The sequence below is a fragment of the Chloroflexus islandicus genome, from assembly GCF_001650695.1.
Classification (GTDB): domain Bacteria; phylum Chloroflexota; class Chloroflexia; order Chloroflexales; family Chloroflexaceae; genus Chloroflexus; species Chloroflexus islandicus.
The window spans coordinates 1-23,838 of sequence record NZ_LWQS01000082.1 but is presented as its reverse complement, the minus strand read 5'-3'; the positions used below and the strand labels follow the sequence as shown (position 1 = coordinate 23,838).

Annotated in this window: 21 protein-coding genes; 9 read left to right on the top strand and 12 right to left on the bottom strand. The window is 58.2% G+C overall.

Translation table 11 applies throughout. From position 1 onward, the window contains the following. Positions 1 to 214: 214 nt before the first annotated feature. The 4 genes from A6A03_RS15960 to A6A03_RS15945 all read left to right on the top strand — a co-directional run bounded on the left by A6A03_RS15960 (position 215) and on the right by A6A03_RS15945 (position 4,229). Positions 215 to 1,348 (top strand): WD40 repeat domain-containing protein, encoded by a 1,134-nt coding sequence (locus tag A6A03_RS15960; protein WP_066790264.1) that lies wholly within the window; start codon positions 215 to 217, stop codon positions 1,346 to 1,348. Between the two features lie 32 nt (positions 1,349 to 1,380). After that, the gene (locus A6A03_RS15955; protein WP_066790262.1) at positions 1,381 to 1,767 is read left to right on the top strand and encodes a hypothetical protein; all 387 of its coding nucleotides are present in this window, start codon (positions 1,381 to 1,383) and stop codon (positions 1,765 to 1,767) included. Between the two features lie 202 nt (positions 1,768 to 1,969). Further along, positions 1,970 to 2,977 carry a hypothetical protein gene (locus A6A03_RS15950; RefSeq protein ID WP_066790260.1) on the top strand — a complete coding sequence of 336 codons (1,008 nt, stop codon included), beginning with the start codon at positions 1,970 to 1,972 and terminating at the stop codon, positions 2,975 to 2,977. Positions 2,978 to 3,089: 112 nt separating this feature from the next. Then, a complete protein-coding gene (locus A6A03_RS15945; RefSeq protein ID WP_245669025.1) occupies positions 3,090 to 4,229 on the top strand; it encodes a WD40 repeat domain-containing protein in 1,140 nt (379 codons plus the stop codon). A gap of 287 nt (positions 4,230 to 4,516) precedes the next feature. On the opposite strand, the gene A6A03_RS15940 is transcribed toward A6A03_RS15945, so the two are convergent. The 8 genes from A6A03_RS15940 to A6A03_RS15905 form a co-directional block, all read right to left on the bottom strand. After that, positions 4,517 to 5,311 carry a PmeII family type II restriction endonuclease gene (locus tag A6A03_RS15940; RefSeq protein ID WP_245669024.1) on the bottom strand — a complete coding sequence of 265 codons (795 nt, stop codon included), beginning with the start codon at positions 5,309 to 5,311 and terminating at the stop codon, positions 4,517 to 4,519. After that, complete coding sequence (locus A6A03_RS15935; RefSeq protein ID WP_066790256.1) at positions 5,283 to 6,113, bottom strand: DNA-methyltransferase; 831 nt, start codon at positions 6,111 to 6,113, stop codon at positions 5,283 to 5,285. The genes A6A03_RS15940 and A6A03_RS15935 overlap by 29 nt, the downstream gene beginning before the upstream one ends. 68 nt (positions 6,114 to 6,181) lie before the next feature. Continuing rightward, positions 6,182 to 7,216, bottom strand: coding sequence for an L-threonylcarbamoyladenylate synthase (locus tag A6A03_RS15930; RefSeq protein WP_066790254.1), 1,035 nt, complete (start codon positions 7,214 to 7,216; stop codon positions 6,182 to 6,184). 858 nt (positions 7,217 to 8,074) lie between these two features. Further along, on the bottom strand, positions 8,075 to 10,876 hold the full coding sequence (ppc, locus tag A6A03_RS15925) for a phosphoenolpyruvate carboxylase (protein WP_066790464.1): 2,802 nt from the start codon (positions 10,874 to 10,876) through the stop codon (positions 8,075 to 8,077). A 12-nt stretch (positions 10,877 to 10,888) separates the two neighbouring features. Next, a complete protein-coding gene (locus tag A6A03_RS15920) occupies positions 10,889 to 11,518 on the bottom strand; it encodes a histidine phosphatase family protein (RefSeq protein WP_066790252.1) in 630 nt (209 codons plus the stop codon). Between the two features lie 106 nt (positions 11,519 to 11,624). Then, positions 11,625 to 12,764 carry an acyl-CoA dehydrogenase gene (locus tag A6A03_RS15915; RefSeq protein ID WP_066790250.1) on the bottom strand — a complete coding sequence of 380 codons (1,140 nt, stop codon included), beginning with the start codon at positions 12,762 to 12,764 and terminating at the stop codon, positions 11,625 to 11,627. A 45-nt stretch (positions 12,765 to 12,809) separates the two neighbouring features. Beyond that, positions 12,810 to 13,598 (bottom strand): alpha/beta fold hydrolase, encoded by a 789-nt coding sequence (locus tag A6A03_RS15910; protein ID WP_066790248.1) that lies wholly within the window; start codon positions 13,596 to 13,598, stop codon positions 12,810 to 12,812. Then, the gene (locus A6A03_RS15905; RefSeq protein ID WP_066790246.1) at positions 13,598 to 13,879 is read right to left on the bottom strand and encodes a 4a-hydroxytetrahydrobiopterin dehydratase; all 282 of its coding nucleotides are present in this window, start codon (positions 13,877 to 13,879) and stop codon (positions 13,598 to 13,600) included. Before A6A03_RS15905 ends, A6A03_RS15910 begins: the two co-directional genes overlap by 1 nt. Positions 13,880 to 14,091: 212 nt before the next feature. On the opposite strand from A6A03_RS15905, the gene A6A03_RS15900 reads away from it, so the two are divergent. The 3 genes from A6A03_RS15900 to A6A03_RS15890 all read left to right on the top strand — a co-directional run bounded on the left by A6A03_RS15900 (position 14,092) and on the right by A6A03_RS15890 (position 16,400). Beyond that, positions 14,092 to 14,499, top strand: coding sequence for a hypothetical protein (locus A6A03_RS15900; protein WP_066790244.1), 408 nt, complete (start codon positions 14,092 to 14,094; stop codon positions 14,497 to 14,499). Positions 14,500 to 14,600: 101 nt separating this feature from the next. Then, positions 14,601 to 14,906, top strand: coding sequence for a LuxR C-terminal-related transcriptional regulator (locus A6A03_RS15895; RefSeq protein WP_066790242.1), 306 nt, complete (start codon positions 14,601 to 14,603; stop codon positions 14,904 to 14,906). A 153-nt stretch (positions 14,907 to 15,059) separates the two neighbouring features. Further along, positions 15,060 to 16,400 (top strand): MFS transporter, encoded by a 1,341-nt coding sequence (locus A6A03_RS15890; protein WP_066790240.1) that lies wholly within the window; start codon positions 15,060 to 15,062, stop codon positions 16,398 to 16,400. Positions 16,401 to 16,463: 63 nt separating this feature from the next. On the opposite strand, the gene A6A03_RS15885 is transcribed toward A6A03_RS15890, so the two are convergent. Next, positions 16,464 to 16,742, bottom strand: coding sequence for a hypothetical protein (locus A6A03_RS15885; RefSeq protein WP_066790239.1), 279 nt, complete (start codon positions 16,740 to 16,742; stop codon positions 16,464 to 16,466). A 10-nt stretch (positions 16,743 to 16,752) separates the two neighbouring features. Next, on the bottom strand, positions 16,753 to 19,866 hold the full coding sequence (locus tag A6A03_RS15880) for a histidine kinase N-terminal 7TM domain-containing protein (RefSeq protein WP_245669023.1): 3,114 nt from the start codon (positions 19,864 to 19,866) through the stop codon (positions 16,753 to 16,755). A 287-nt stretch (positions 19,867 to 20,153) separates the two neighbouring features. Here A6A03_RS15880 and A6A03_RS15875 point away from each other — a divergent pair, with 287 nt between their 5' ends. Together A6A03_RS15875 and A6A03_RS15870 are read left to right on the top strand one after the other, a co-directional pair. Beyond that, complete coding sequence (locus A6A03_RS15875; protein WP_066790237.1) at positions 20,154 to 20,690, top strand: OsmC family protein; 537 nt, start codon at positions 20,154 to 20,156, stop codon at positions 20,688 to 20,690. Between the two features lie 90 nt (positions 20,691 to 20,780). Next, positions 20,781 to 21,608, top strand: a complete 828-nt coding sequence (locus tag A6A03_RS15870; protein ID WP_066790235.1) for a cyclase family protein — start codon at positions 20,781 to 20,783, stop codon at positions 21,606 to 21,608. A 39-nt stretch (positions 21,609 to 21,647) separates the two neighbouring features. Here A6A03_RS15870 and A6A03_RS15865 read toward each other — a convergent pair whose 3' ends face one another. Together A6A03_RS15865 and A6A03_RS15860 are read right to left on the bottom strand one after the other, a co-directional pair. Continuing rightward, on the bottom strand, positions 21,648 to 22,574 hold the full coding sequence (locus A6A03_RS15865; RefSeq protein WP_066790233.1) for a prenyltransferase: 927 nt from the start codon (positions 22,572 to 22,574) through the stop codon (positions 21,648 to 21,650). Positions 22,575 to 22,637: 63 nt separating this feature from the next. Then, on the bottom strand, positions 22,638 to 23,549 hold the full coding sequence (locus A6A03_RS15860) for a homogentisate phytyltransferase (RefSeq protein ID WP_066790232.1): 912 nt from the start codon (positions 23,547 to 23,549) through the stop codon (positions 22,638 to 22,640). Positions 23,550 to 23,838 lie beyond the last annotated feature (289 nt).

Genomic DNA, 23,838 nt, shown 5'->3' with positions numbered 1-23,838 from the left:
ACTGTCGAATGCAAACATTGTGCGTAGAAGCGCAAAAAACTGCTTGATATACGGTGCTTTAGCAAGAGACAAGCGTGTTATGAAACCTTAAAACGGTGCGTAAAACGATTGCGTTCCGGGTACTCGTGCATTCATAATAAAGGCCATACGGTCATCCCGCGCCTAAACTGCGGTGTTGTTCAGATAGACGTATCAAGCGATGGGGAGGGGGCGTATGCAACGATCACTACGGTTTGGGTTAGCCGCCCTCATGCTGGCGATCTTTTTCGGACTCGCGATCGTGATGGGTGTCGTCTTTTGGCAACTCCTGTCATCAGTCACTGATGAGCAGGCCGATTCGCCCCAAGCGACGGCGACGGCGGTACCGCCGGCATACATCTGGGAGTCCGGCGGGTACCTTTCGGCGGTCTTTGTGCCGGATGGCCGGTTAGCGGTGGCGAGCAGCTACCAGACCACCATCCTCAGCTTTCCAGATAACCAAGCGCTCACGTTCTTTCCCACCGGCGGCTATCTGGCCGTGAGTCCCGATAGTTCACGGTTGGCGGTCGGGCAACGTGGCGCGGTCAGGATCTATGATCTGGCCAGCGGCAAGGTGCGCGCGTACCTTGTCTGCTGGTTGCCGCCAGAAGAGTGGACCGAGATGTGGCTCGCGTTTTCGCCCGATGGCCGTACCTTGGCCGTGACCGAGGCGAACCCTGCCCATGGCCCCGAAGTGCAGCTTTGGAATGTCGCGAACCAAGGCCAACTGTGGTCGGTGCGCATCGACGACCCGGCCATCACGGTAGCGCGGCAACTGGCCTTCAGTCCCGATGGCCGGTACATCGCCGTCACAACCTTACCGGAGGGTGTCTGGCTGATTGACGTGGCGCAGCCGGCAGTGGTGCGCCAAATTCAGGCGGAACCGGCGGGCAGCATCGCGTTTAGTCCCGACGGTTCCCGGCTCAGTGTGGGTGGCTATACGATCCGGACCTATGATACCGCAACGTGGGAGCTTGTTCACGAACAAACGTTTCCTGTATCAGATGCGCCAACCGCTACCGAACCATCAACCTTGACCAACACCTTCCGCTTAGACAGCATGCGCGTTGCCATAAGCCCTGACGGGCAATGGTTAGCTGCGCCGGCTGCTTATCCTGCGTCGGGAGCTGACCTCTTCGTTGGCAAAGATCCGCCACGACAGCCGATTGCGCTGCGCCGGCTGGCTGATGGCGAGCAGGTGTATCGCTTGAGCGGCAGTCAAAACCGGGCGCGGCACCTCATGTTTAGCCCTGACGGGCAGTGGTTGGTAGATATCGGGCACAACGAGATACAGGTGTGGCCGGTGGGAGAGGAGGGGCTTAGATCTTAGTGCGGGGATGCTCGCAGCCATAAGGAACGCACATGAAGCGACGACTGCTGATCTTGGCCGGGGGCGCCGGACTAGCGCTGATCGTCTTGTGTGGTATAGCGGGGGTGATGATGTTCTGGTTTGGGCGGGAAGATCAGCCGGTGTATGGTTGGCAAGTGGTAACGCGCTCAGCCGCCTTTCTGCCCGATGGCCGGTTGGCGATTGCGAATGACAAGCAGACGGTCATTGTGAGCTTCCCCGGCTATCAAACGCTCCGTGAGCTGTCTGCCGGCGGCTATGCGGCGGCTCGTCCTGATGGTTCGGGGCTGGCTGTCGCGGTGCGCGGCGCGATCAAGCTCTTTGATCCCGATCGCGGTGCGTTAATCGTTCAGCTTGATTGCTGGCCGCCCGGTGAAAACATCTATGCCAATGCAGCTTAGCTTTGCCCCTGACGGAGGCGTCCTTGCGGTAGCCGAATCGCACTATTCGCGCGGCCCTGAAGTGCAGTTTTGGGATGAACTGTCGAGTGAGCTTGTATGGCGGGAAGCAGACAGAGACATATTATATACTTGACATTTATATTTTGATTATTATAGTAGATTATACAATTCCAACATCTTCATGCTACATAGGAGCGCAGACATGAAAAAAACGCTCTGCTTCATAGCGCTCATTGTTTTCGTGCTGAGTTTCGGTAGTGTGGGATTAGCTTCTACGTGGCAACAGTCTAACAATGTTGTTTACTCAATAGGGATGTATAACGGGTCTACCACATTTTTCCAGATCAATCTTACCACCGGCCAGATGAACGTGTTAAATACCTTTCCTCAAATTACAGCCGTGTCTGCTTTCGACGCAGCAATAGATTACGAACATAATCGTTACTTCCAACCAGCACAAGGAAATGATCTTTCGAATCATTTACTCGTCATTGACACAAACACTGGCGAGATAACAGCTACATTGCCATTCTCTAGAGCAATCGGCTTGATAAGCTATAGCAATGGATCGTTGTATGGCATTGAGTATAATCCGACGCTTGGCGCCAATATCTTTGTGCAAATTGATCCTGAAACAGGGAACATCAGCTCGCATACACTCATTTCTGGATTAAACGGCTTGATACCCGGAACTTCCATTATTGATAATAACAAATTCATCTTTGAAGGAATAGGTATAAATGGATATGCACTCTACCAAATCGATATGCAAACTCTTGCAATTGAAACCTTTCCTCTTACCGAAGGTCTGCTTCATTTTGCTTATCATAATAACGCTATCATTGGTGTGACTTTCTATAATCAATCTAATAAATTTGTTAGAATAGACCTTTTAACTGGTGAAAATCAGATCTTATCTGAAGTAACAGGTGTTCAGGGCTTATTCCAAGGCGCTTCTGTCTTGAATGAGGAGATGAGTCTATATATTTTTCCGGTGATTGACACTAATGGCGTACATCGCTTATATGCTTTTGATATTCAGACTGGTGCATTGGTTGCCTCGCCTGAGCTCACTGTTGCTCCATCAACAACATCCGCATTTGCTTCAATCGCGTCTCTGAGATTTACCGGACAGCTTAAATCGTTTGAGCGAGGATGGATCCTCTACAAGGCATATCTTCCATCCGTATTTAATGCTCCTGATCAGTAAAGGCGCATTAAATGGCAATGGTGTATCGGCGAGGTTTGCCGGTTCATACTTACAGGATGGCAACTTTCAGCAATACGCTGTTGCGAGGTAATGGTACAACAAGGATGGTACAGTGCGACTATTGCTCATCATTATTGGTCTGGTTGCGCTAGCAATGGTTGGGCTATGGATGGAAGGGATAGGGATCCTCAAGGATGGAACGATGCGACGACTATTGCTATTGGTTGGCGGTGCTATAACGGCGCTGGTTGGGTTGTGCGGGTTGGCATTGGTGATGATGATGTTCTGGTTCGGGCGAGAAGAGCAGCCGGCGTATGTTTGGCAAGTGGTGACGCGCTCAGCCGCCTTTCTGCCCGATGGCCGGTTGGCGATTGCGAATGACAAGCAGACGGTCATTGTGAGCTTCCCCGGCTATCAAACGCTCCGTGAGCTACCTGCCGGCGGCTATGTGGCGTCTCGTCCTGATGGTTCGGTGCTGGCTGTTGCGATGCGCGGCGCGGTTAAGCTCTTTGACCCCAATAGCGGTGCGTTGATCGGGCAGCTTGATTGCTGGCCGCCCGGCGAACATATTTACGAGATGCATCTCAGTTTTTCCCCTGACGGACGCATCCTTGCGGTAGCCGAATCGCACCATTCGCGCGGCCCGGAAGTGCAGTTTTGGGATGTGAGCAGCCAGTCGCAGATTGGGACGATTCGATTTGATGATCCAGCGATCTCGGTCATCCAAGCGCTCGCGTTTTCACCCACCGGGCATTTGGTCGTCTCGACGCATAGGGAAGGCGTTTGGTTGGTGGAGGTTGCCCAACAGGCAGTTATCCGTAACATCCAAAGCTGGCCGAGCAGTTACATTGCCGTTAGCCCTGACGGATCGCGGCTCAGTCTCAGCGAATTTGCCCTCGTCCGCACCTTCGATACCCGCACGTGGCAGGTTGTGCATGAGCAGCGATTTGCGCAAGCGCGGCCTATGGCAGATACATGGATGAGTCGATTATTTAGCATGCCAGTGGCGATCAGCCCTGATGGAAACTGGCTGGCGACGCCAAACCGCGAGGCGCCGAACGACACGTTTTCGCTGTTCGAGTCGGGCCCGCCGCGACAAACGATCGCCTTGCGCCGGTTGGCCGATGGCCGGCGGGTGCGGGTGTTGAGCGGGTCGCCGCGCAGGTTGAACCAGCTTTTGTTTAGCCCTGACAGCCGGTGGCTGGTCGACGTTGGCCTCAGCGAGATTCGGGTCTGGCGAGTGGAAGAGTAGGCCATCTGTCACGGCGCATCTTCGGATACACACGGGAGCAACGGATGGGGAAGGATCGGGCGTGGCGCGCAATGCTATCGGCTAACAGTCATTGCGAGGGGGTACTTTTCCGCATGTCATTGCGAGGGGGCGCAGCCCCCGAAGCAATCCCCCGCTTCAGCGGACATGATGCCTGAGCGGGTCGATGCCGTGCTCGCGGGAGATTGCTTCGCCGCCGTTGGCGGCGCGCAATGACAGACGGGGAGCGGCGGCGCGCAAGGGCAAAGGAAAGGCCACTTTGACGCTATTTATGCGTGATATTTTCGCTTCCGTTCGCGTATTGTCAATTGCGATGAGTTGAACTCTATCAACTTATCCCAGTTAATCGCGCCTTGCTCATTACAGAAATCAGCAATAAACTCAGCAGTGAATGTATTAATAATCTCGGCATACGCTTGCTGAAATGCTTCATTACGTTCCCGCGCTTCAAATCCGAGCGGCTCGATAATGTGCTTGTACAGCTCCTTTTCACCGTTTGAGATAAACGACCAAAAAGCTTGACCACAGAGTTTCAGATAGTCGCCTTTATCTGGATGAGCATCTTGGCCATAGCAACAACCGTTAATGGCAACTACCTCGATACCGGGTTGTTGTTGGCGGATTGTATCGGCTGCCTCACGAAAGTTTTCGCGCATCTTGCGAATTTGATCGGCATTGCCCCAATTGGGGCCTGACTTGATCGAAACGATGTAATAAACACCTTCCTTGCTGAATTCAAGATCAATACTAGGAAAAGTAGATTTTTGGCCGGCGAAGGTTTTATTGCATACGTGTATTGCCAGACCTTCTAGAAATTCACCGAATAGGGTCTCTTCCTGCGAAGATAAATGTGCTTCCAGCAAGAGACGAATAAGATCAGACGCAATGAGAATATTTTTAGCGCGGAAGAGGTAAGGGTTTTTACGCTTAAGAATCTGCTTGAGCTCGAGATTGCGCAAACTATGGAGGCGCTTCTCATGAAATGAACCAATATTACGCTTGGACGTAATGCCGAGCCTCGGTGATAATTCCTGTTCATAGAAATCTTGGCGCTGTTTCTGCAATCTCTTCTTTGGCCAGTGCAACATGCTCCGGCAGGATCTCAATCCCGATTCCACGCCGGTTCATCCGGCGAGCTACTTTGATGGCGGTTCCCGATCCCATAAATGGATCAAGTACCGTATCGCCTTCTTGGGTAAACAGTTTGATAAACCACTCAGGCAACGCTTCTGGGAAGACGGCGCTATGGCGACGATTTTTGGTTTCGGTGGCAAGATGCAGCACATTGGTCGGATATACTTTATCGCGGCTCAACCAATTTGCCACTCGTTTCCCAAAACCGCTGCCAACCCGTGAGTTGTCTCGGATGAGATCGGTTTGGCTCAGATTTTTGAGCCGTTTATCAGCCCAGTCGCCCATCGGCACCATAACCGCTTCCTGAAACATTTTGAAACGCTTGGTTTTGTTAAACTGAATCAAGCGTTCCCACGCATCACGAAAGCGATTCGGCCACTTACCGGGATAGCAATTTTTCTTATGCCAAATAAATTCTTCCGTCCATAGCCAGCCTTGTTGGCGTAACGCTAAAATAAGCTCAATCACATAGGTGTGGCGTTCACCATTTTCAGCTTTCTCTTTGATATTGAGAATGAACGTACCATCTGGTTTCAGAACACGCAACAATTCTTGACCAATTGGCAAAAACCACTCCACATATTCTTCAGGAGCAATACCGCCATACGTATGTTTACGCCGATCGGCGTACGGCGGCGAGGTGAAAATAAGGTCAACTGAGTCGGATGGCAACGTTTTTAAGACATCTCGGCAATCGCCAAGGATAAGTTGCACAGCGTTTGGCGCTTCCATAGTGGTCAAGACATCCTTTTGCAAACATAGAACATCTTTTCAGATTTTAGCTTATTGCTCGACCCCCGTCAAACCTCCACCACCCGCGCCGCGGCTCGCCGTAGCCGGTCGCGGATGGCGCGGCCAAGGCCAGCGTCGTCGAGGTCGCGGGCTAGCATGCGATCGGGTTGGCGGGAGTCGAGGGCGCGGAGGGCAGCGTAGAGGCGGTGGGCCATCGTGGCCGGATCGTTGGCCGGGCCGAGCGATTCGATCTCGACCGGGAGATCGCGCATGAGGGCGAGATCGTCGTCGGGCAAGAGCACGCCAACGCGCAACCCGGCGCGCAGCGCCGCTTCCGCTTCGGTGCGCAGGCGGACAAGGGCTGCTGCCGGTGGGCCGCTGAATAGCCATAATTCGTGATCGGGCGCATAGTGGCGGTCGAGCAGGCCGGGTGAGGCAAGGCCGTGCTGTTCGCCTGCGGTGGGGCGCGTGCGCACCTGTACCGGCCCGATCACGGCCTCCAGCGCTTCGAGACTAATCCCGCCGGGACGGAGCAGGGTGGGTGGGGTGGTGGTGCAGTCGAGCACGGTCGACTCGATCCCGATCGGGGTGGCGCCACCATCAATGACGGCAGCAATCCGGCCCGCAAGATCGGCCAGTACGTGGCCGGCGGTAGTGGGGCTGGTATGGCCGAAGCGGTTGGCGCTCGGTGCAGCTACTGGCACACCGGCGGCGACCAGCAGCGCGTGCGCGACCGGGTGGGCCGGCACCCGCACCGCCACTGTTTCGCGTCCGGCGGTGACGGCGAGCGGCACCCGCGGGTGGCGGGGCAAGATGAGGGTGAGCGGGCCGGGCCAGAAGGCGGCAGCCAGTTGGGTGGCTAGCGGCGGTGTTGCGGCGGCCACAATCGGCAATTCGCCGGCATCGGCCAGATGCACGATCAGGGGATCGCTGGCCGGGCGGCCTTTGGCGGTAAAGATCGCCGCGACCGCTGTTTCATTGAGCGCGTGACCGCCGAGGCCGTAGACGGTCTCGGTTGGGAAGGCGACAAGTTCGCCGCGCCGGAGTAATTCAGCAGCGTGCGCAATCGCTGCTGGGGATGGGTCAAGCCGTTGGGTTTGCATCAATCTACTGTCATGCGTTTAGACGTACCGCAGAAGGTTATGATCAAGTATTGTACTCTATGATCCGCTTGTCATTGCGAGCCGCCGGAGGCGGCGAAGCAATCCCCCGCGAGCACGGGAGCGGATCCTGTCCGCCGAAGGTTCAAGGGCGGACAGAACATCTGTCCGGCACCCGGCCCGAAAGGGCCGGGCTAGGGGTACGAAGCCCGCTGCGCAGACTGATGCCCCCACCCCTTGCCCCTCCCCCGCTGGGGGAGGGGTGATGGGGAGCAGCGCAGCACGGGGCGTTACGGCATCGCACAGCGTTCAACGGTTATGCTCGATCACACGTTCTGTCCGTCTCTCAACCGCCGAAGGGGGGGATTGCTTCGGTCGGGCGGCCTCCAGCGCGGCTGGACGCCGCCGCTCCCTCGCAATGACATACTGGCCGGTCATGGCGAGCGAAGCGACGCAATCCCCCGCGAGCGCGGGAGCGGATTCTGTCCGCCGAAGGTTCAAGGGCGGACAGAACATCTGTCCGGCACCCGGCCCGAAAGGGCCGGGCTAGGGGTACGAAGCCCGCTGCGCAGACTGATGCCCCCACCCCTTGCCCCTCCCCCGCTGGGGGAGGGGTGATGGGGAGCAGCGCAGCACGGGGCGTTACGGCATCGCACAGCGTTCAACGGTTATGCTCGATCACACGTTCTGTCCGTCTCTCAACCGCCGAAGGGGGGGATTGCTTCGGTCGGGCGGCCTCCAGCACGGCTGGACGCCGCCGCTCCCTCGCAATGACATGAGGGAAAGCGCCCCCTCGCAATGACTGCCGGCGTCGCTCTCGCACAACGACCAGCGAACGCGCTGTGCATCCTTCTCCCACCCTCACCCCGTATTCTTCAAACCGGCGGCGATGCCGTTGATTGACATCAGCAATACCGTTTCCAACTCGCCTTGCGCTTCGGGTGGTGCGGCGCGCAGCCGGCGCAGCAGTTCGATTTGCACATAACTCAGCGGATCGATGTATGGGTTGCGCTGGCGAATGGCGCGTTGCAATACCGGCTGGTTGTCGAGCAGATCGTTGTATTCGGTGATCTGGCAGATCATGCGCCCGGTGCGGTGGAATTCGGCCTCGATCTGCTGGAAGATGCGTTCGGCGATCGCCTGATCGGGTACTAACTCGGCGTAGCGGCGGGCGATGCCCATATCGGCCTTGAGCATAATCATCTGGGCATTATCGAGCAGGGTGGTAAAGAACGGCCAGTGCCGGTACATTGCGCGCAGCAGATGGAGGTGATTGGGATCGGCTTCGGCAAACTGGGCGAGCGCGCTGCCCAAGCCAAACCAACCCGGAATCGTATGGCGGCTTTGCATCCAGCTAAAGACCCACGGAATGGCGCGTAGGTCTTCGATGCGGTCGCTCTGGCGGCGCGAGACCGGGCGCGAGCCGATGCGCAGCCGGTTAAATTCGGCTACCGGCGTTGCGCTGCGGAAATAGGTTAAGAAGTCGGGGTCTTCGTAGACCAGCCGGCGATAAACGGTGCGGGCAGTGCTCGCCATCTGCTCCATCGCGGCTAGCCATTCCGGTTCGGGTTGGCGGGCCATGCCGGGGAACCCGGCCCGGAGCACGGCGTTCACCACTTGTTCGAGGTGGCGGTGGGCCGTGCGCGGGTCGAGGTAGCGATCCGAGATCATTTCACCCTGATCGGTCACTTTGATCTGGCCGTGGAGGGTGCCGGGGGGCTGGGCCAGAATCGCTTGACCAGCCGGGCCGCCGCCGCGCCCAACCGCGCCGCCGCGTCCGTGGAAGAGGCGCAAGCGCGCGCCGTGGCGTTCGGTGACGGCGGTCAACTCCACTTGCGCCCGGTAGAGCGCCCAATTGGCGGCGACAAAACCGCCCTCTTTGTTGCTGTCGGAATAGCCGAGCATCACCTCTTGCAGATTGTCGCGCAGGGCCAGATGCTCGCGGTAGACCGGCAGTTGCAAGAGTTCATCGAGCAAGACCGGCGCGCGTTGCAAGTCGTCACCGGTTTCAAACAGCGGCACGATGTTCAACTGGCTGTGCTGGCCGGGTTGGTAGAGGCCGGCGTCGCGGCAGAACAGCAACACCGCCAGCAGATCGCTCACTTGGCTGGTGGTTGAGATAATGTAGGTCTGGAAGATTTCGGGATCGAGCTGCTCGCTGATGGCCGCCATCACGCGAAAGGTTTGCACTGTCTCGGCAGTGGCCGGGCTAAAGTGGCTGAGCCGGATCGGCGTGAGCGGGCGCGGACGGCGGATTTCGGTGCTCAATACAGCCACGCGCTCAGCCTCATCGAGCGCTTCGTAGTTGGCAACCACGCCGGCGGCGGCCAAAATCTCACTCAACGCGGCGGTATGGCGGCTAGCGTGCTGGCGCACGTCGAGGGTCGCGGTATGCAACCGGCATACCGCTACGTTTGTGCGCACATCGCGCAGTAAGCCATCGGCGATCAACGCGCCGCCGTGGTTGCGCAAACTAGCATCGATCAGGTCGAGGTCAGCCAGCAACTCGCGGCTATGGTAGTAGACGGTGGGCAAGCGCGGCGGCGGCGGATCGGCGCCCCACCGTGGGGTATGGTTGAGGGTGTAGTTGAGGGTGTTGTGGAGGCGGGCTTGGATGAAGTGGCACAACTGCCGGTACGGCTCACAGCGATAATGCGGGTTGAGAGTCGCTGCTGCGTCGGGCATCAGTTCGCGGTAATCGGCGATCCGGTCAATGATCGCGGCATCAACGTGCACCTGCTGCACCGACTGGCTGAGATCGGTGATCAGGCGATCAATGCCGCCAATCAGATAACGCAGCATCGCACTGCGCATCAGCCGCACCGTCTCGATCGTTACCTCTGGCGTCACGAAGGGGTTGCCGTCGCGGTCGCCGCCCATCCAACTGCCGAAACGCAGGAATGGCGGCAACTGCCACTGATGATCAGGGTACGCCTCAGCTAGCGCCTCCGCCGTCTCGCGGTACATTTGCGGCAACAGATCCCAGAGCACAGTTTGGAAATAGAACAAACCGTTTTCAACCTCATCAAGCACCGAAGGCCGGCGATGGCGCACATCATCGCTCTGCCACAACCCAACGATCTCGCGCTCGATGCGGGTGAGAGCGGCTTGGCGGTCGGACGGCAAGACCAACCGTTCCCCAAAGGTCAAATCAATCAAGGTATCGAAGATCCGGCGTAATTTGATCAAGATCGTGCGCCGGCGCGACTCGGTGGGGTGGGCCGTGAGCACCGGCATAATTAGGGCGTGGTCAAGCCATGCTTGGATAGCGTCTGCCGGCACGCCGTGGCGTTTGAGCAACGCGATCGCGTCGGCGATGCTCTCGGCGCGCGGGGCCGGCGCGTTGCGTAAATCGCGCACGCGCAGCGCACGTAGGCGCTCGACGCCTTCAGCCAAGTTCACCAAGCCAAAATAGAGCGTAAACGCCTTCACCAGACTCTGCAACTGGGGCAGGCTCAGATCGGCAATCAGCCGTGGCAAGGCTTGCGGATCGGTTTCGTGCGGCGCATTACGCAACTCTTTGGCCATGCGCCGCACCTGTTCGACCAACGCTAGCGCGTCCGGCCCTTGTTGGGTTGTGATGATACGGCCCAGCGCATCACCCAACGCGCGAATATTCGCCGACAACAGATCGTGTTCGGGAGAAGTGGTTCGTCCGCTCATCATCAACTCGCCTTACTCGCCGCCTTCCGCCACCAAATCTTCAAGGTGGGCGACATCATTCATCCGCAACAGCCGCCAGCCACTTCGCCCGCGGACAATTTCGCTCAACGAGCCATTGTCGAGCCACAGTTTGCCGAAATTCGCCAGATCAAGCCCGATGATATGGCAAAACAACGCCCGGATCGAGCCGCCGTGCGACACGACGATGATGGTCTCACCGGATTGATGGGAGGACTCGATCTGGCGAAACGCGCGCAACACCCGCGCTTGCAATTGGGCATAGCTCTCACCGCCGAGCCGCACGGTGCCCGCCGGGTCGCGGTCGTATTCGCGCATGTGGTCAGGGAAGCGCTGGTACAGTTCATCGGGGGTCAAGCCTTCCCACAAACCGACATCAATCTCGCGCCAATCGGGCATGGCGATGGGGCGCAAGGATAAATGTTCACCAATAATTTCCGCCGTCTCCCAAGCGCGGGGTAAATCGCTGCTATAGATTGCAACCGCCCCGCTACGGGCCAGCCGGAAAGCCGCCCGCCGGGCCTGCTCGCGCCCGCGCTCATTAAGCGGCACGAGTGCGTGGCCCTGATACTGCAACGTTCGATTCCACGGCGTCTCACCGTGCCGGATCAGGATCAGACGCATAGCTTCGTTTGAGACAACGCAACAGCGCGAAACCGTAAGCTCGTTCTGCCGAGAACTCACCTACGTTTCGCGCCGTTGCGTTCGCTAGTCGGTAATGACAAGACAATCAGCGCACAATTTCGCGGCTGATCACAAGACGTTGAATCTCGCTGGTGCCTTCGTAGATTTCGGTAATCTTGGCGTCGCGGAAGAAGCGTTCGACTGGATACTCCTTCGAGTAACCGTTAGAACCGTGCAATTGCACGGCTTTGGTCGCCACCCACATCGCCGTCTCTGAAGCGAAGAGCTTGGCCATCGAAGCGTCTTTGATGAAGTCGAGGCCGTTATCCTTGCGCCACGCCGCTTCGTAGGTCAGCAAGCGGGCCGCCTTGATGCGTGTGGCCATATCGGCCAGCGTAAAACCGACAGCCTGAAACTCGTGGATCGGCTTGCCGAACTGCTCGCGCACCTTGGTGTATTCCAGCGCCGCCTCGTAAGCGCCTTGCGCAATGCCGAGCGCCTGCGCCGCGATGCCGATGCGACCGGCGTTGAGAATGGTCATCGCGATCTTGAAGCCTTGGCCCTCTTCGCCGAGCCGCCGCCACGCCGGCAACCGGTAGTCGTCATAGGCCATCTGGCAACTGTGCGCGCTGCGAATGCCGAGCTTATTCTCGACCTTGACCACCCGGCAACCGGGGGCATGGGTGTCAACAAGGAAGGCGGTAATGCCCTTGACCCCCTTGCTCGGATCGGTCATCGCCATCAGAATGATCGTATCGGCGTGATCGCCGTTCGTCACCCAGTTCTTGACGCCATTGATGATATAGTCATCACCATCGCGCACGGCGGTGGTGCGTTGGGCCGCCGCGTCGGAACCGGCCCCCGGCTCGCTGAGCGAAAACGCGCCGAGCATCCGTCCGCTCGCCAGCGGCGTCAGCAGTTCACGCTTCTGCTCTTCGGTGCCGAACTTCTCGATCCCGTAGCAGACGAGCGAATTGTTAACAGAGGCAATCACGCCTAGCGAGGCATCGACCCGCGAGAGCTCCTCGATCACAATCGCATACGAGACATAATCCATGCCGGCGCCGCCATACTCCTCGCTGACGGCAACCCCCATCAGACCAAGTTCACCCATCTTGCGCACCAGATCGGCGGGCCAAATCGCGTGTTCATCGCGCTCGGCCACCGTTGGCTTCGCCTCTTTCTCGGCAAACTGGCGCACCATATCGCGGAGCATCTGCTGGTCTTCGCTAAGCTGGAATTCCATGATCGCCTCCTCTGGATATTGACTTGTGGCTATGCTATGCGTATTCTACGCGAGCGATTCTTCTTCGGCAAGCGCCTTGATCCACGAGCGTAAGCGCTGGCTCAATTGGCTGGGAGTTTCCAGCATCGGCATGTGGCCCACGTTGGCCAACAGGTGATGTGCGACCCCTAAACCGGCAGCTAATTCAGCGCCAAGTTTGGGCGGGGTGAGTTTATCATCAGTTCCGGTCACCACCAACGCCGGGCAGCGGATGGCGGCAAGCTGTGGGCGCAGATCAAACCCATCGCAGGCTTGCAGATCGGCCAGTAAGATGGCCGGATCAAGCGCGGCATATTCAGCGGCGGCTTCAGCGATCAGTGCCGGATCGGCTGCCGGGCTGAAGAGCCAATGCACCAGCATGGTGATCGCCTCGTGGCGGGCTGTCGCATCACCGGCGAGACCAGTCAGCAAGGCGGGGGCGACGCGCAAGCGGGCGGCGCTGCCCACCAACCCTAAGCCGGCCACCATCTGCGGCGCATCAACCGCAAGTTGCAAGGCGATCGCACCACCCATCGAATGGCCCAGCACAATCGCCGGCGGCAAACCAAGGGCTGTATGCAGAGCGCTGATCGCCTGCGCATAGTGGGCAATCGTGATCGGGCCGTCGGCAGCAGGCGAGCGTCCGTGACCGGGCAGGTCAACCGCATAGACCTGCGCAACCGCGGCCAACGGTTCGAGCAACAAGCCCCAATGGCGCGCGCTGCCGCCGGCGCCGTGAATGCAGACCAGCGGCGGGCCGCTTTGTCCGCGCCGCATAACAAACAGAGCACCGATTGTCGTCGTTACCAGCGGCATTAGCCCAACATCTCATCAATTGCAGCAGCCAAGGCAAAATCCTTCTCGGTCAACCCGCCGGCATCGTGGGTGGTGAGCGCAATCCGCACCCGGTTGTAGCGGATGTCAATGTCGGGGTGATGGCCAGCGGCTTCGGCCAAAAAGGCGACGTGCGTGACAAAAGCGATTGCAGCGGGGAAATTGGCCAGACGGAAGGTGCGAACAATCTCGTTATCTTCAAGGCTCCAGTCGGGGCGCTGGGCCAGATGCTCAGCGATTTCGGCTTCGCTCAGACGTGGCATAGCTCGAAATGCTCCTTTGCTTGCAGATACTAACCGGAAACGGCAGCAACGTGCTGTCAACAATACGTATGATACCACAGAGCAGATTGGGTGATATTTCGACAAGCCATCCGTACACCCTCCACAAGTTCTCCATCATCGCTTGGTAGAGTGAAGCTGTCAGGAGAACACAGGTGCACTGACACTCGCAGAAACAACGAAGGAGGGACACAATGAAGCGCGTACTCAGTTTACTTGCCGCAGCAGTGACCGGGGCCTTGGCAACGATGGTGGTGTTTGTGACGCTAGCGCCGGCGCTGGCGCAGGGGCCGGCGGGGCCGCAGGCAACCCCTGAGCCGGTGGGAGGCGCGTATGGCGCCGGGCAGGCGGCCCGCGGCGGGTGGATGCAGCAAGGCGGGGCGCGGGGCAGGTGGATGCAGCGCAGGAACGGCGCGCGGGCGAATGGTCGTGACGGCCAAATGGCGAACAACTCGTTGATTGGGGCGGCAGCGGCTGAGCTGGGCATCACGCAGCAAGAGGGAACGCGATTTTGGTTCTACTACCGGCGGGGTAGGTGGTTCATAGCCACGAAAAGACGCAAAAACGTAAGCGATAGTATTGCCCGCCATACGCTGCTCTAACCACGATAGGAAAATAAATTTCCTTGATAGCCTGCTGTTCAATTGCTATAAGGAAGGGTAAATGTATCTCGTTCATCGTCGTACCTATCTAGGAGGCATCAATGCTTACCCCGCAGCGTTTCCTAGATGCCCTTCCTGCTGAATTACGTTCGGTTGTGCAACAGGCTGCTGAACGTCTCCGCGATGTGCCGCCGCGTTTGCGCCGGGTCGCGCGCGCGATAGGGCACGTACCGAAAGCGATAGCCAAACAGTTGCGATTGAGCGAGAAATCGGTGCGCACATACATCAATGATCTCTATCGCCGGCTTGGCCTGCGGGATGATCGCCGAGCATATCCATTGGAGCGCACCGTGATTGTGATGTTGGCGGTGGTATTGTATACGCTGACCTACGGCGATCTCTTATAGCGATGGGGTGGCGCCGTTGCATCATCAACCAATCCCCATGGTACAATGCACCATGTCCTGTGGATCCTTGGAATGTTCATACTTCCCTTCCATGCGAGCGGGATTGGTGTGCGCCGCACGTGCGGCGCACAGCGGTGATGCAAAGGAGTATGCATGGCGACCGTGGCAGCCGCGACCGATAACCGGCGTGAACAGATCGGCTGGTACTTCTACGATTGGGCAAACTCGGCATTTTCCACTACTGTTGTAACGGTCTTCTTGGGGCCATACCTCACTTCAATTACCCGCAATGCGGCGGATGCGAATGGTCTCGTCTACCCGTTTGGCATTCCGGTTGCGGCCGGATCGTTCTTCCCCTACGTGGTATCGCTTTCGGTGCTCTTGCAAGTCTTCTTTCTCCCCATCTTGGGCGCAATTGCCGACTATTCCAACGCGCGCAAGCAGATGCTGGCGATCTTCGCCTACATTGGCGCCTTTGCGACGATGGGGCTGTACTTTCTTGAGGGTGAACGGTATCTGCTCGGCGGGATCCTGTTTTTGTTGGCAAACCTCTCCTTTGGCGCCTCGATCGTCTTCTACAACGCTTTCTTGCCTGACATTGCTTCTCCTGACCGGCGCGATGCAGTGTCATCGCAGGGATGGGCATTGGGCTACCTCGGCGGCGGGTTGCTGCTCGCCGCCAATCTGGTCTTCTTCCTCAACGCCGAATCGTTGGGGGTCGAGAGCAGCATGGCGGTGCGGATTAGCCTCGTCTCAGCCGGGATGTGGTGGGCAATCTTTACGATTATCCCGATGCTCACGCTACGCAACCGTGGCGCAGTGCGGCGTTTGCCACCCGGTGAACGGTACCTCACCGTAGGGTTTCGCCAACTGGCCCACACCTTCCGCCAGATGCGCAACTATCCGCAGACGCTGCTCTTTCTGGCGGCGTACCTGCTCTACAACGACGGCATTCAAGCGGTGATCGCGTTAGCGGCCCAGTTTGGCGCCGAAGAGCTGGGAATCGGCGAATCAACCCGCATTGCCACCATCTTGATGGTGCAGTTCGTGGCCTTTATTGGCGCGTTGGTGTTTGGCGCGTTAGCGACCCGGCTCGGCTCGAAGCGGGTGTTGTTGGGCAGCCTAGTGATTTGGACAGCCGTGGTCGCGTATGCCTATGTGATGCCGGCGAATAGCGACATCCAGTTTATTGCCCTAGGTGCGGCGATTGCATTAGTGCTCGGCGGGAGCCAAGCGATCAGCCGGTCGCTCTTCTCGTTGATGATCCCTGATGGGCAGGAAGCCGAGTACTTTAGTCTGTACGAAGTCGGCGAGCGCGGCACGAGCTGGCTGGCGCCGTTGTTGTTTGGCGTTGCGTATCAGATCACCGGTAGCTACCGGATCGCAATCGTCTCGTTGATTATCTTCTTCGTCAGCGGGTTTATCTTGTTATTGTTCGTGAACGTGCGGCGGGCCGCTGAAGAGGCCGGCAATCAGGCGCCGGCGCACGTGTAGAGCCGCACGGCCGTGCGGCTCTACACGTGTGTCCTTCGGTTCTCCAAATACGCCGCACCATAATCATTTTCGGCGGGATGTTCCGGTGGGGCGGCGGCGGCTGCGTTGGCCGCGTTGCACCATAATCCGCCACGCCTCATCGGGATCAATGCCGGAACGCAAACGTTGATCACTGATCCGGTTCGCCTGCCGGTCGTTTAGTTCGGCAATCTCGCGCAGCAGTTCTTCGTCTTCGGGTGAGATGTTGACCTGTTCACGCCAATACCGCCATGCAAAGAATCCGATCAGACCAAGCAAGAGCGTGACGAGGAGTGCAATCAGAAAACCAGCGATTTGTTCCATACCTCACCTCTCACGAGGGTTGATCGATCGTTTGCCGGATGATTGCTAACAACTGCTGGCGGCTGAAGGGCTTGCTCAACACCGGGTACGGCAGCTCATGGCGGGATTGGAGATGTTGCAAGTACCCCGACATCAAAATCACGCGCAGATGAGGCAGCAAGGCTTGCATCTGGCGCGCCAAGGCAACACCGTCCATCTGTGGCAGCACAATATCGGTGAGCATCAGTTGCAGGTCATTACCGTATTGGTGGGCTAGTTGGAGCGCTTCGCGCGCTTGGGACGCTTCCAATACCGTGTAGCCATGCTCGCGCAGCAACCGGGTCGCAAGTTGGCGCACATGCGGTTCATCTTCCACCAGCAAAATCGTTTCGTGACCGCTGGCGTCAATTACTGGCTCAGCGTCTATCTGATCGTGGATGGTCATAGGCGCGCTCGCCGCTGCCGGTAAGGCGACGGTAAAACAACTGCCGGTATTTGGCTGGCTTTCGACAATCAGAAAACCGCCATGCTGGCTCACGATCCCGTTACAGATGGCCAAGCCGAGGCCGCTGCCCTTCCCGATTGGTTTCGTGGTAAAGTACGGCTCGAAGATATGGGGCCGGATGGATTCATCAATCCCAATCCCGGTATCGGCGACAGTGAGCAGCACGTACTTGCCGGCCTGCGCTTGGCTAAAGACTGGTATCTCGCCGGGGCTGAAATACTGGCTAGCCGTGTGAATGCTCAATGTGCCGCCGTTTGGCATTGCATCACGTGCATTCACCACCAGATTGATCAGTATCTGCTCAAACTGGTGCGGATCGATAAGCACCTGATCGATCCCTTGGCTCAATTCGAGCTTGAGCTGAATATGCTCGCCGATCAATCGCTTCATCATATTCATTGTATCGTTGATCTGGCGATTGACATCGATTAATTGCGGCTGGCCCGGTTGGCGACGGGCAAAGGTGAGCAATTGGCGCACGAGTTCGGTGGCGCGGTTGGTGCTCTGGCGAATCGATTCGAGTTCAGGATAGATCGGGTGATCTGCTTCCAGTTCCAGTAACGCTAGCTCAACACTGCCGGTAATCACCGTCAAGATATTGTTGAAATCGTGCGCAATGCCGCCGGCCAATTGCCCGATGGCCTCCATCTTTTGGGCTTGTAAAAGTTGGGCCTGCAATTTCGCTTGCTGTTGTTCGGCCTGCTTCCGTTCCTCAATTTCGCGCTGCGCAGCGGCGTACAGGTTTGAGCTGTCGAGCACCAGCGCCGCTAGTTGCGTGAGCAGCATCGCATGCTGGATCTCGTCGGTTGTGAACGGCGAGCCACGCTGATCACGCGCTATTCCGATCACTCCAAGACATTCATCGCCGACAATAATCGGCAAAGTCATTGCTGGGCCGAAATTGAACTGCTCATAATCAGGCGTATGTTCCGGCCATGCCGTGTAGTTGAGCACGATCGCGGGCTGGCGATCGCGAAACGCGCGCCAAGAAAGGGGGGCATTGGTCGGCGTTTCACGTCGCATGACCTGACGGGGCAGCGATGGCGTACAGGCCCGTAACACTAACGTGTTCTCATCTTCAGCCAGCAACAATTCGGTATAGCTCACATTGAGCACCCGATAGGCGCTGTCGGTAATCGCTTGCAAGAGATCATTCATCTCACGACGATTGAGCCAATCAAGCGTCAATCGGTGCAATGCGGCTAATTGATCGCGCTGGCGGCGCAGATTGTCACTGGCGAGACGGATCTCGGTAATGTCCACATCCATGCAGACAATGTCACTTACCTGGCCATGGGCAAAGAGGGGAAACATCGCTGAATAGAGCCAGCGCACCTCGCCGGTTTTGGTGTGAACCTGCCACGTGCGCGGTGGCGGCGCTTGGCCGCTCGTCCAGATCTGTTCGATTTGGCGCTCGAATTCGGCGATCTCATTCCCACTGAGCATGAGGTCTTGCAGGCGGCGGCCGCATGCCTCAGCCGCAGTGTAGCCGTAAAACTGCTCACAGACCCGGTTCCATTCCAACACAACGCCGTGGCGATCAAACCGCTGAATGGCGACCAGCGGCGTTCGTTCAATCATATCGGTGAAGCGCTGCAATGCTTCGTGCAAGCGTTGTTCAACGCGCTTCCGCTCGGTAATTTCGCGAAACACAAAGATACGGCCATTGAACTGGCCATTCCGATCATAGAGTGGATCGATCGTGATATCAAAGAAGCGATCAGGATGTTCAGGGCAATTGAGTTCGATCCGTACCGGATGATGTGATTGGGCGGCTTTGATTAAGGCCGGCCAGTCAAGCGTTTCGGCCAACAGGGTGTTCACTTGCGCTACATGATTGAACAGCCGTTGGGCTGCTGGGTTGAGGTCGATAATCCTCCCGGATTGATCAGTCACAATCATCGCATCGGCCATTGCCTCAATCAAGCGATCGCGGGCAACTGGCACAAGGTGAAGAAACCGGTAGCGGTACAACCCGGTAATAATAAACGGCGCTGAGAGCAAAAACGAAACCGGAGTGGTATCAACCCCCAAGAGGGTAACTTGGCTTAAATATGACCAGTTAAACAAGAAAGGGAAGAGAAACCCTAGCCCGATGAAGATTGCTTGCCGCCGGAAGAGCGGCGAGGTTTGCCAGAAGGCGCCGGTAATAAGGGCTAATCCGGCGGTGAGACAGATATACGAATAGCCAATATGCACCCAAAACCACCGTCCGGGAATGATTTCGAGGTGCGGCGGATCATGCAGGCTCAGGCTGACTTCGTGAAAGAACAGGTGATGCTCGTGGTTGGTAAACGCAATGAGCAAGGTGAACAGGGGGAAAGCGAAGAGTAGCCAACGCGCGCGCGAACGGCTCCACGGTTGAAAATCGAGATACGCAAAGGTGAACAGGAGCCAACTAGACGGCAATATGACGATGCCAACCTGTTGGACAAGCCGCCAAAAAAGCTTACTCTCTAGCGTGGTTGCGCTCAATTCCAGCGCATCGGCGCCGGCCCAGACCACAATGGCGGCGAGCATCAAGAGAAATTCGTATCCTCCGGCGACGCTGCGGCGTGGCCAGAGATAGATCGCGACGCCCATGGCAATCAGGCAGACCAGCCAAAGGAGACCAATTGTGATCGTGGCGTTGAACAGCATCATTATCCCCCAGTGCGTCAGGTTTGATAGTGACTAAGTTGCTGACGCACCATCTCGTGTTGATATTGTAGCCGAAATAGCTAACGCGGAATCGCTGCTTGACAGGAACATGGAGGCGATGGATAATAGGCAAAATTCCCGTTGTATCTGGTGGCAAACATACGCTCCGAACTTTGGCGGACAGGACATCGCCGCCGATTGAGTGCAGCAATAGCACTACTGCACTCTACACCATATCGTATCCGCTTCTGTCGCTGAGAGCAACGTCATTATCGAAGGGAGGCGCTATGGCTCCGATCTGGAGTTTACGCGAGTTTTTAGCCCGCAAGCGGCAGGCGCTAGCCGCCTTCCGCGCGCGCTTGCGCGAACAGCCGCCGGCCCCGACGCCGCTGCGCGCAACGGTATCGGTGGCTGCCGGCACCGGTCTGCGTCCCGTGCGGGTTCGCGATCACACGGTGCTGAGCGATTCGGGGCCGGCGCTCGGCGGCTACGATCTGGGGCCGAATGCGCCTGAATTGCTGCTGGCTGCGATGGCCAGTTGTATCGCTCATTCGGCGCTGGCGATTGCCGCCGATCGTGAGCTGGCTCTCGATGATCTCCAAGTCGAGGTGACCGGCCAGATCGATTATCGCGGCGCAATGGCCGTCAGCGATGAGGCGCCGATTGCGCCAACCGATCTACGCTACACCGTTCGTTACCGTGGCGAAGTGAGCGATAGCGAGATGGCCGCGCTGCAGGCCGATCTGGAACGGCTCTGCCCGGTGTTGCTGGCAGTGTTGCAGCCGCAGGCGCTGCGGGGGCAGGTTGAGCGAATAGAGGCGTAAGGTGGTCGCTTGCCATCGTCATTATCGTGGCAAGGTGTCTTGCCAGTCATCATGGTGTTGGATCCGCGTTCAGCAAAGGAGAGTTGCCTGATGTGCCCGCCTCGATTTATCGAATCGATCCAGTCGCCGGAAATCAACCGCCGCAGTTTGCTTAAGTTTGGTTTGGGTGCGGCAGTGGCGGCGCTCGCCGCGCCGTTCGCCGCTGAGGCAGCGCCGGTGTCGCGCGCCAGCTTTAGCAATGTGGCCGATCTGACCCATCTGCTCGGTACCCAGTTCCCGCTCTTCCCCGGTGCGGCGCCGTTCCAAATTACGCCGGTGGTCTTTCATGATCGCGATGGCTACTACGGCAGCATCCTCAATTACTGGGAGCATTCGGGCACCCACATGGACGCGCCGGTGCATTTTGCCCCCAACGGTCTGTTCGTCGATCAGATTCCGGTGCAGTCACTGGTGGTGCCGGCGGTGGTAATCAACATTACCGAGCGGGCTGCGCGCGACCCTGATACGGTTGTCACTCCAGACGATATTCGGGCATGGGAGCGGCGCTATGGCCGGATTCCAAACAATGCAGCGGTGTTGATGGCGAGCGGTTGGGGGGCGCGGGCCCATTCGGTCGAGCTGTTCCGCAATACCGATTCGAGCGGGGTCATGCACTTCCCCGGCTTTGGCAAGGACGCCGTCGATTTTCTGCTCACCGAGCGGAACATCAGCGGTATCGGCGTCGATACGCTGAGCATCGATCACGGCCCCTCGACCACGTTTGCGGTGCATTACACCATTTTGCCGACGAACCGCTGGGGCTTGGAGAATCTGGCTAATCTTGAGTCGATCCCGCCGAGTGGTGCGACGCTGGTGGTTGGCGCGCCGAAGATCGCTGCCGGCTCAGGCGGGCCAAGCCGGGTGTTTGCGTTGTGGTGATCTGAAGGCGGGATGGGGGCGCATCATAGCGCCCCCATCCTATTGCGACCATGCCGAGAGCACAAACCCCAGCACCATCATCCCAGCGCTACCCACCAATTGGCCGATGCTCCAGAAACCTAATCCGTCCCATGCCGCCGGCTCGGCCCATGCCCCGGCCCGTAAGCGGCTGATTAGCCAAAGCCCGATGGGGGCGGTGGCAAGCGGCCCGACCGCCACCGGCCACGGCACGCCGCCGAGGATCAGGAGGGGCAGGATTGCAAACGCAGCGCCGATGGCGATGGTTTGCCACTGCGCTGCCCGTTGCGGGCCGACGATCACGGCTAGCGTGCGTTTCCCCACCACCCGATCACCGGCGACATCAGGCAAGCTAACGGCGACCAGCATCGCGAATTGCAGCAGGCAGAGCGGGATGATCGCGAGAATGATGATAGGCTGGATCGTGCCGGTCTGGAGCATAAACCCGGCCAATGCAGTCATTCCCGGCACCAACACCGCGCCGGTCGCTTCACCCCAGCCGCGCCGGTGCAGGTAGAGCGGCGGCCCGCTGTAGACCCACGCCAGCGCAATCGCCAAGCCCAACACCCCGGCGCTCAACGCTGGGTTCGGCGAGCGCGCCGCGCTCAGTACGGCCAAGATGATGGCCAGCGTCCCCCAACCGATCGCTGCTGCCAGCGCCGCTTGCGCCGGCAACCGGCCTGCCGGCAAGACGCGGCTGCCGCCCGACCAGCGGGTCGGGGTCGGGTTGGCAAGATCCGCGTCGTGGTCGAAATAGTCGTTGCTGTAATGGTTCATCAACTGCGCGCTCAAGGCGGTGGCAAGGCCAAGCAACGCCAACCCGCCATCGCGCAGCGTTGATCCGGCGGCGGCCACGCCGACCCCGTAAAAGATCGCGCCGCCGATCAGATGGAGCGGGCGGCCAAGTTTGATGAGATCAATGGTGCTAGCCAACCAGTTAGTGACCATCGTTCTGATATGGAGTGCGGCAGTTTAACTGCCGCATGCTAAACCCGTCTTTAACAACAGCGTTCACGCCTGCCCCAATGTATCAGTCAATTGATAAATACTCAACAAGGCAAACTCAGTATAAAAAATGCCCCACAAGAACATATAAAAGTTCATGATCGACTGTTGCTGGCGCAGATCAACCCGAAAACTCGCCCACCAAAAGAGCGCAATCACGATCGCGTGGCTCAGGGCGAGAAAGGCGGCGGCAAAGGCCGGCAACGACCACAAGCCAACCGCAATCGGCAGCAGATAACAGCCGGTTAGCAAGAGGCGGCCAAGCTGCAACACCCGCTGCGGCCCCCAGCGCGTCGTGAGCGTCTCGATCTGGTAGAGGCGATCGCCGCGATCGTCGGGCAGGTCTTTGTAGAGCGCAATCACCAGCGCGAAACCGAAAAAGAAGACCCCGGCCAGAATGAGCGTTGTGAGCGGCAGCTCCACGCCTAACCGGCTCTGATAGTGAAACGCCAAGCCGACATTAGCAATCACACCGCGCGCGCTCGCGATGCTCAGCGCCGCCGCCAGCGGCTGCCGCTTGAGGCGTAAGGGCGGCAGGGAATAGAGCGAACCGATCAACGCAATCACAGCCACCGTCAGCCAAAGCGCCCAACTCAGCAACGCCGCGCCGATCAGGGCAATCGCTAACGCGGCAGCCACAATGCGCCGGCCCGCGCTGGCGCTCAAGCGACCGGCAGCTATCGGCAGCCATGGCTTATTGACGAGATCGATTTCGATATCGGTGAGTTGGTTGATACCGACGACATAGAGATTGAGCGCCAAACAGACGATCAACGTGGCCAGCGCCAATCCGATCAGATCGGGGGTCAGCGGACGCCAGCCGGCGACGATAATGAGCATGGTTAGAACTTGAACGCTGGTGGCGATGATGGTGTGCGGGCGGGCAAAATCGTAGAGCAGACGCAAGTGTCTTGGCATGAGAAATGACCTATGGATGATTTGTGTGTCTACACTAATTAGGAATGATAAAGATTCAACCTCTGACACTTTTATCATACGTTGAAAATTGAGACGCTGTCAATAGCGCCGGTTGGTGCAGAGGCGATTGCTTCAGGGGCTGCGCCCCCTCGCAATGACAGGCGGGCACGCTCCCCGCACCCCGTTTGTCCTTGCGAGCGGAGCGGAGCGCAGCGAAGCAATCTCCTGCGAGCACGGCATGCACCACTCAGCGTTCGTTCGCGCTGAAGCGGGAGATTGCTTCGGGGGC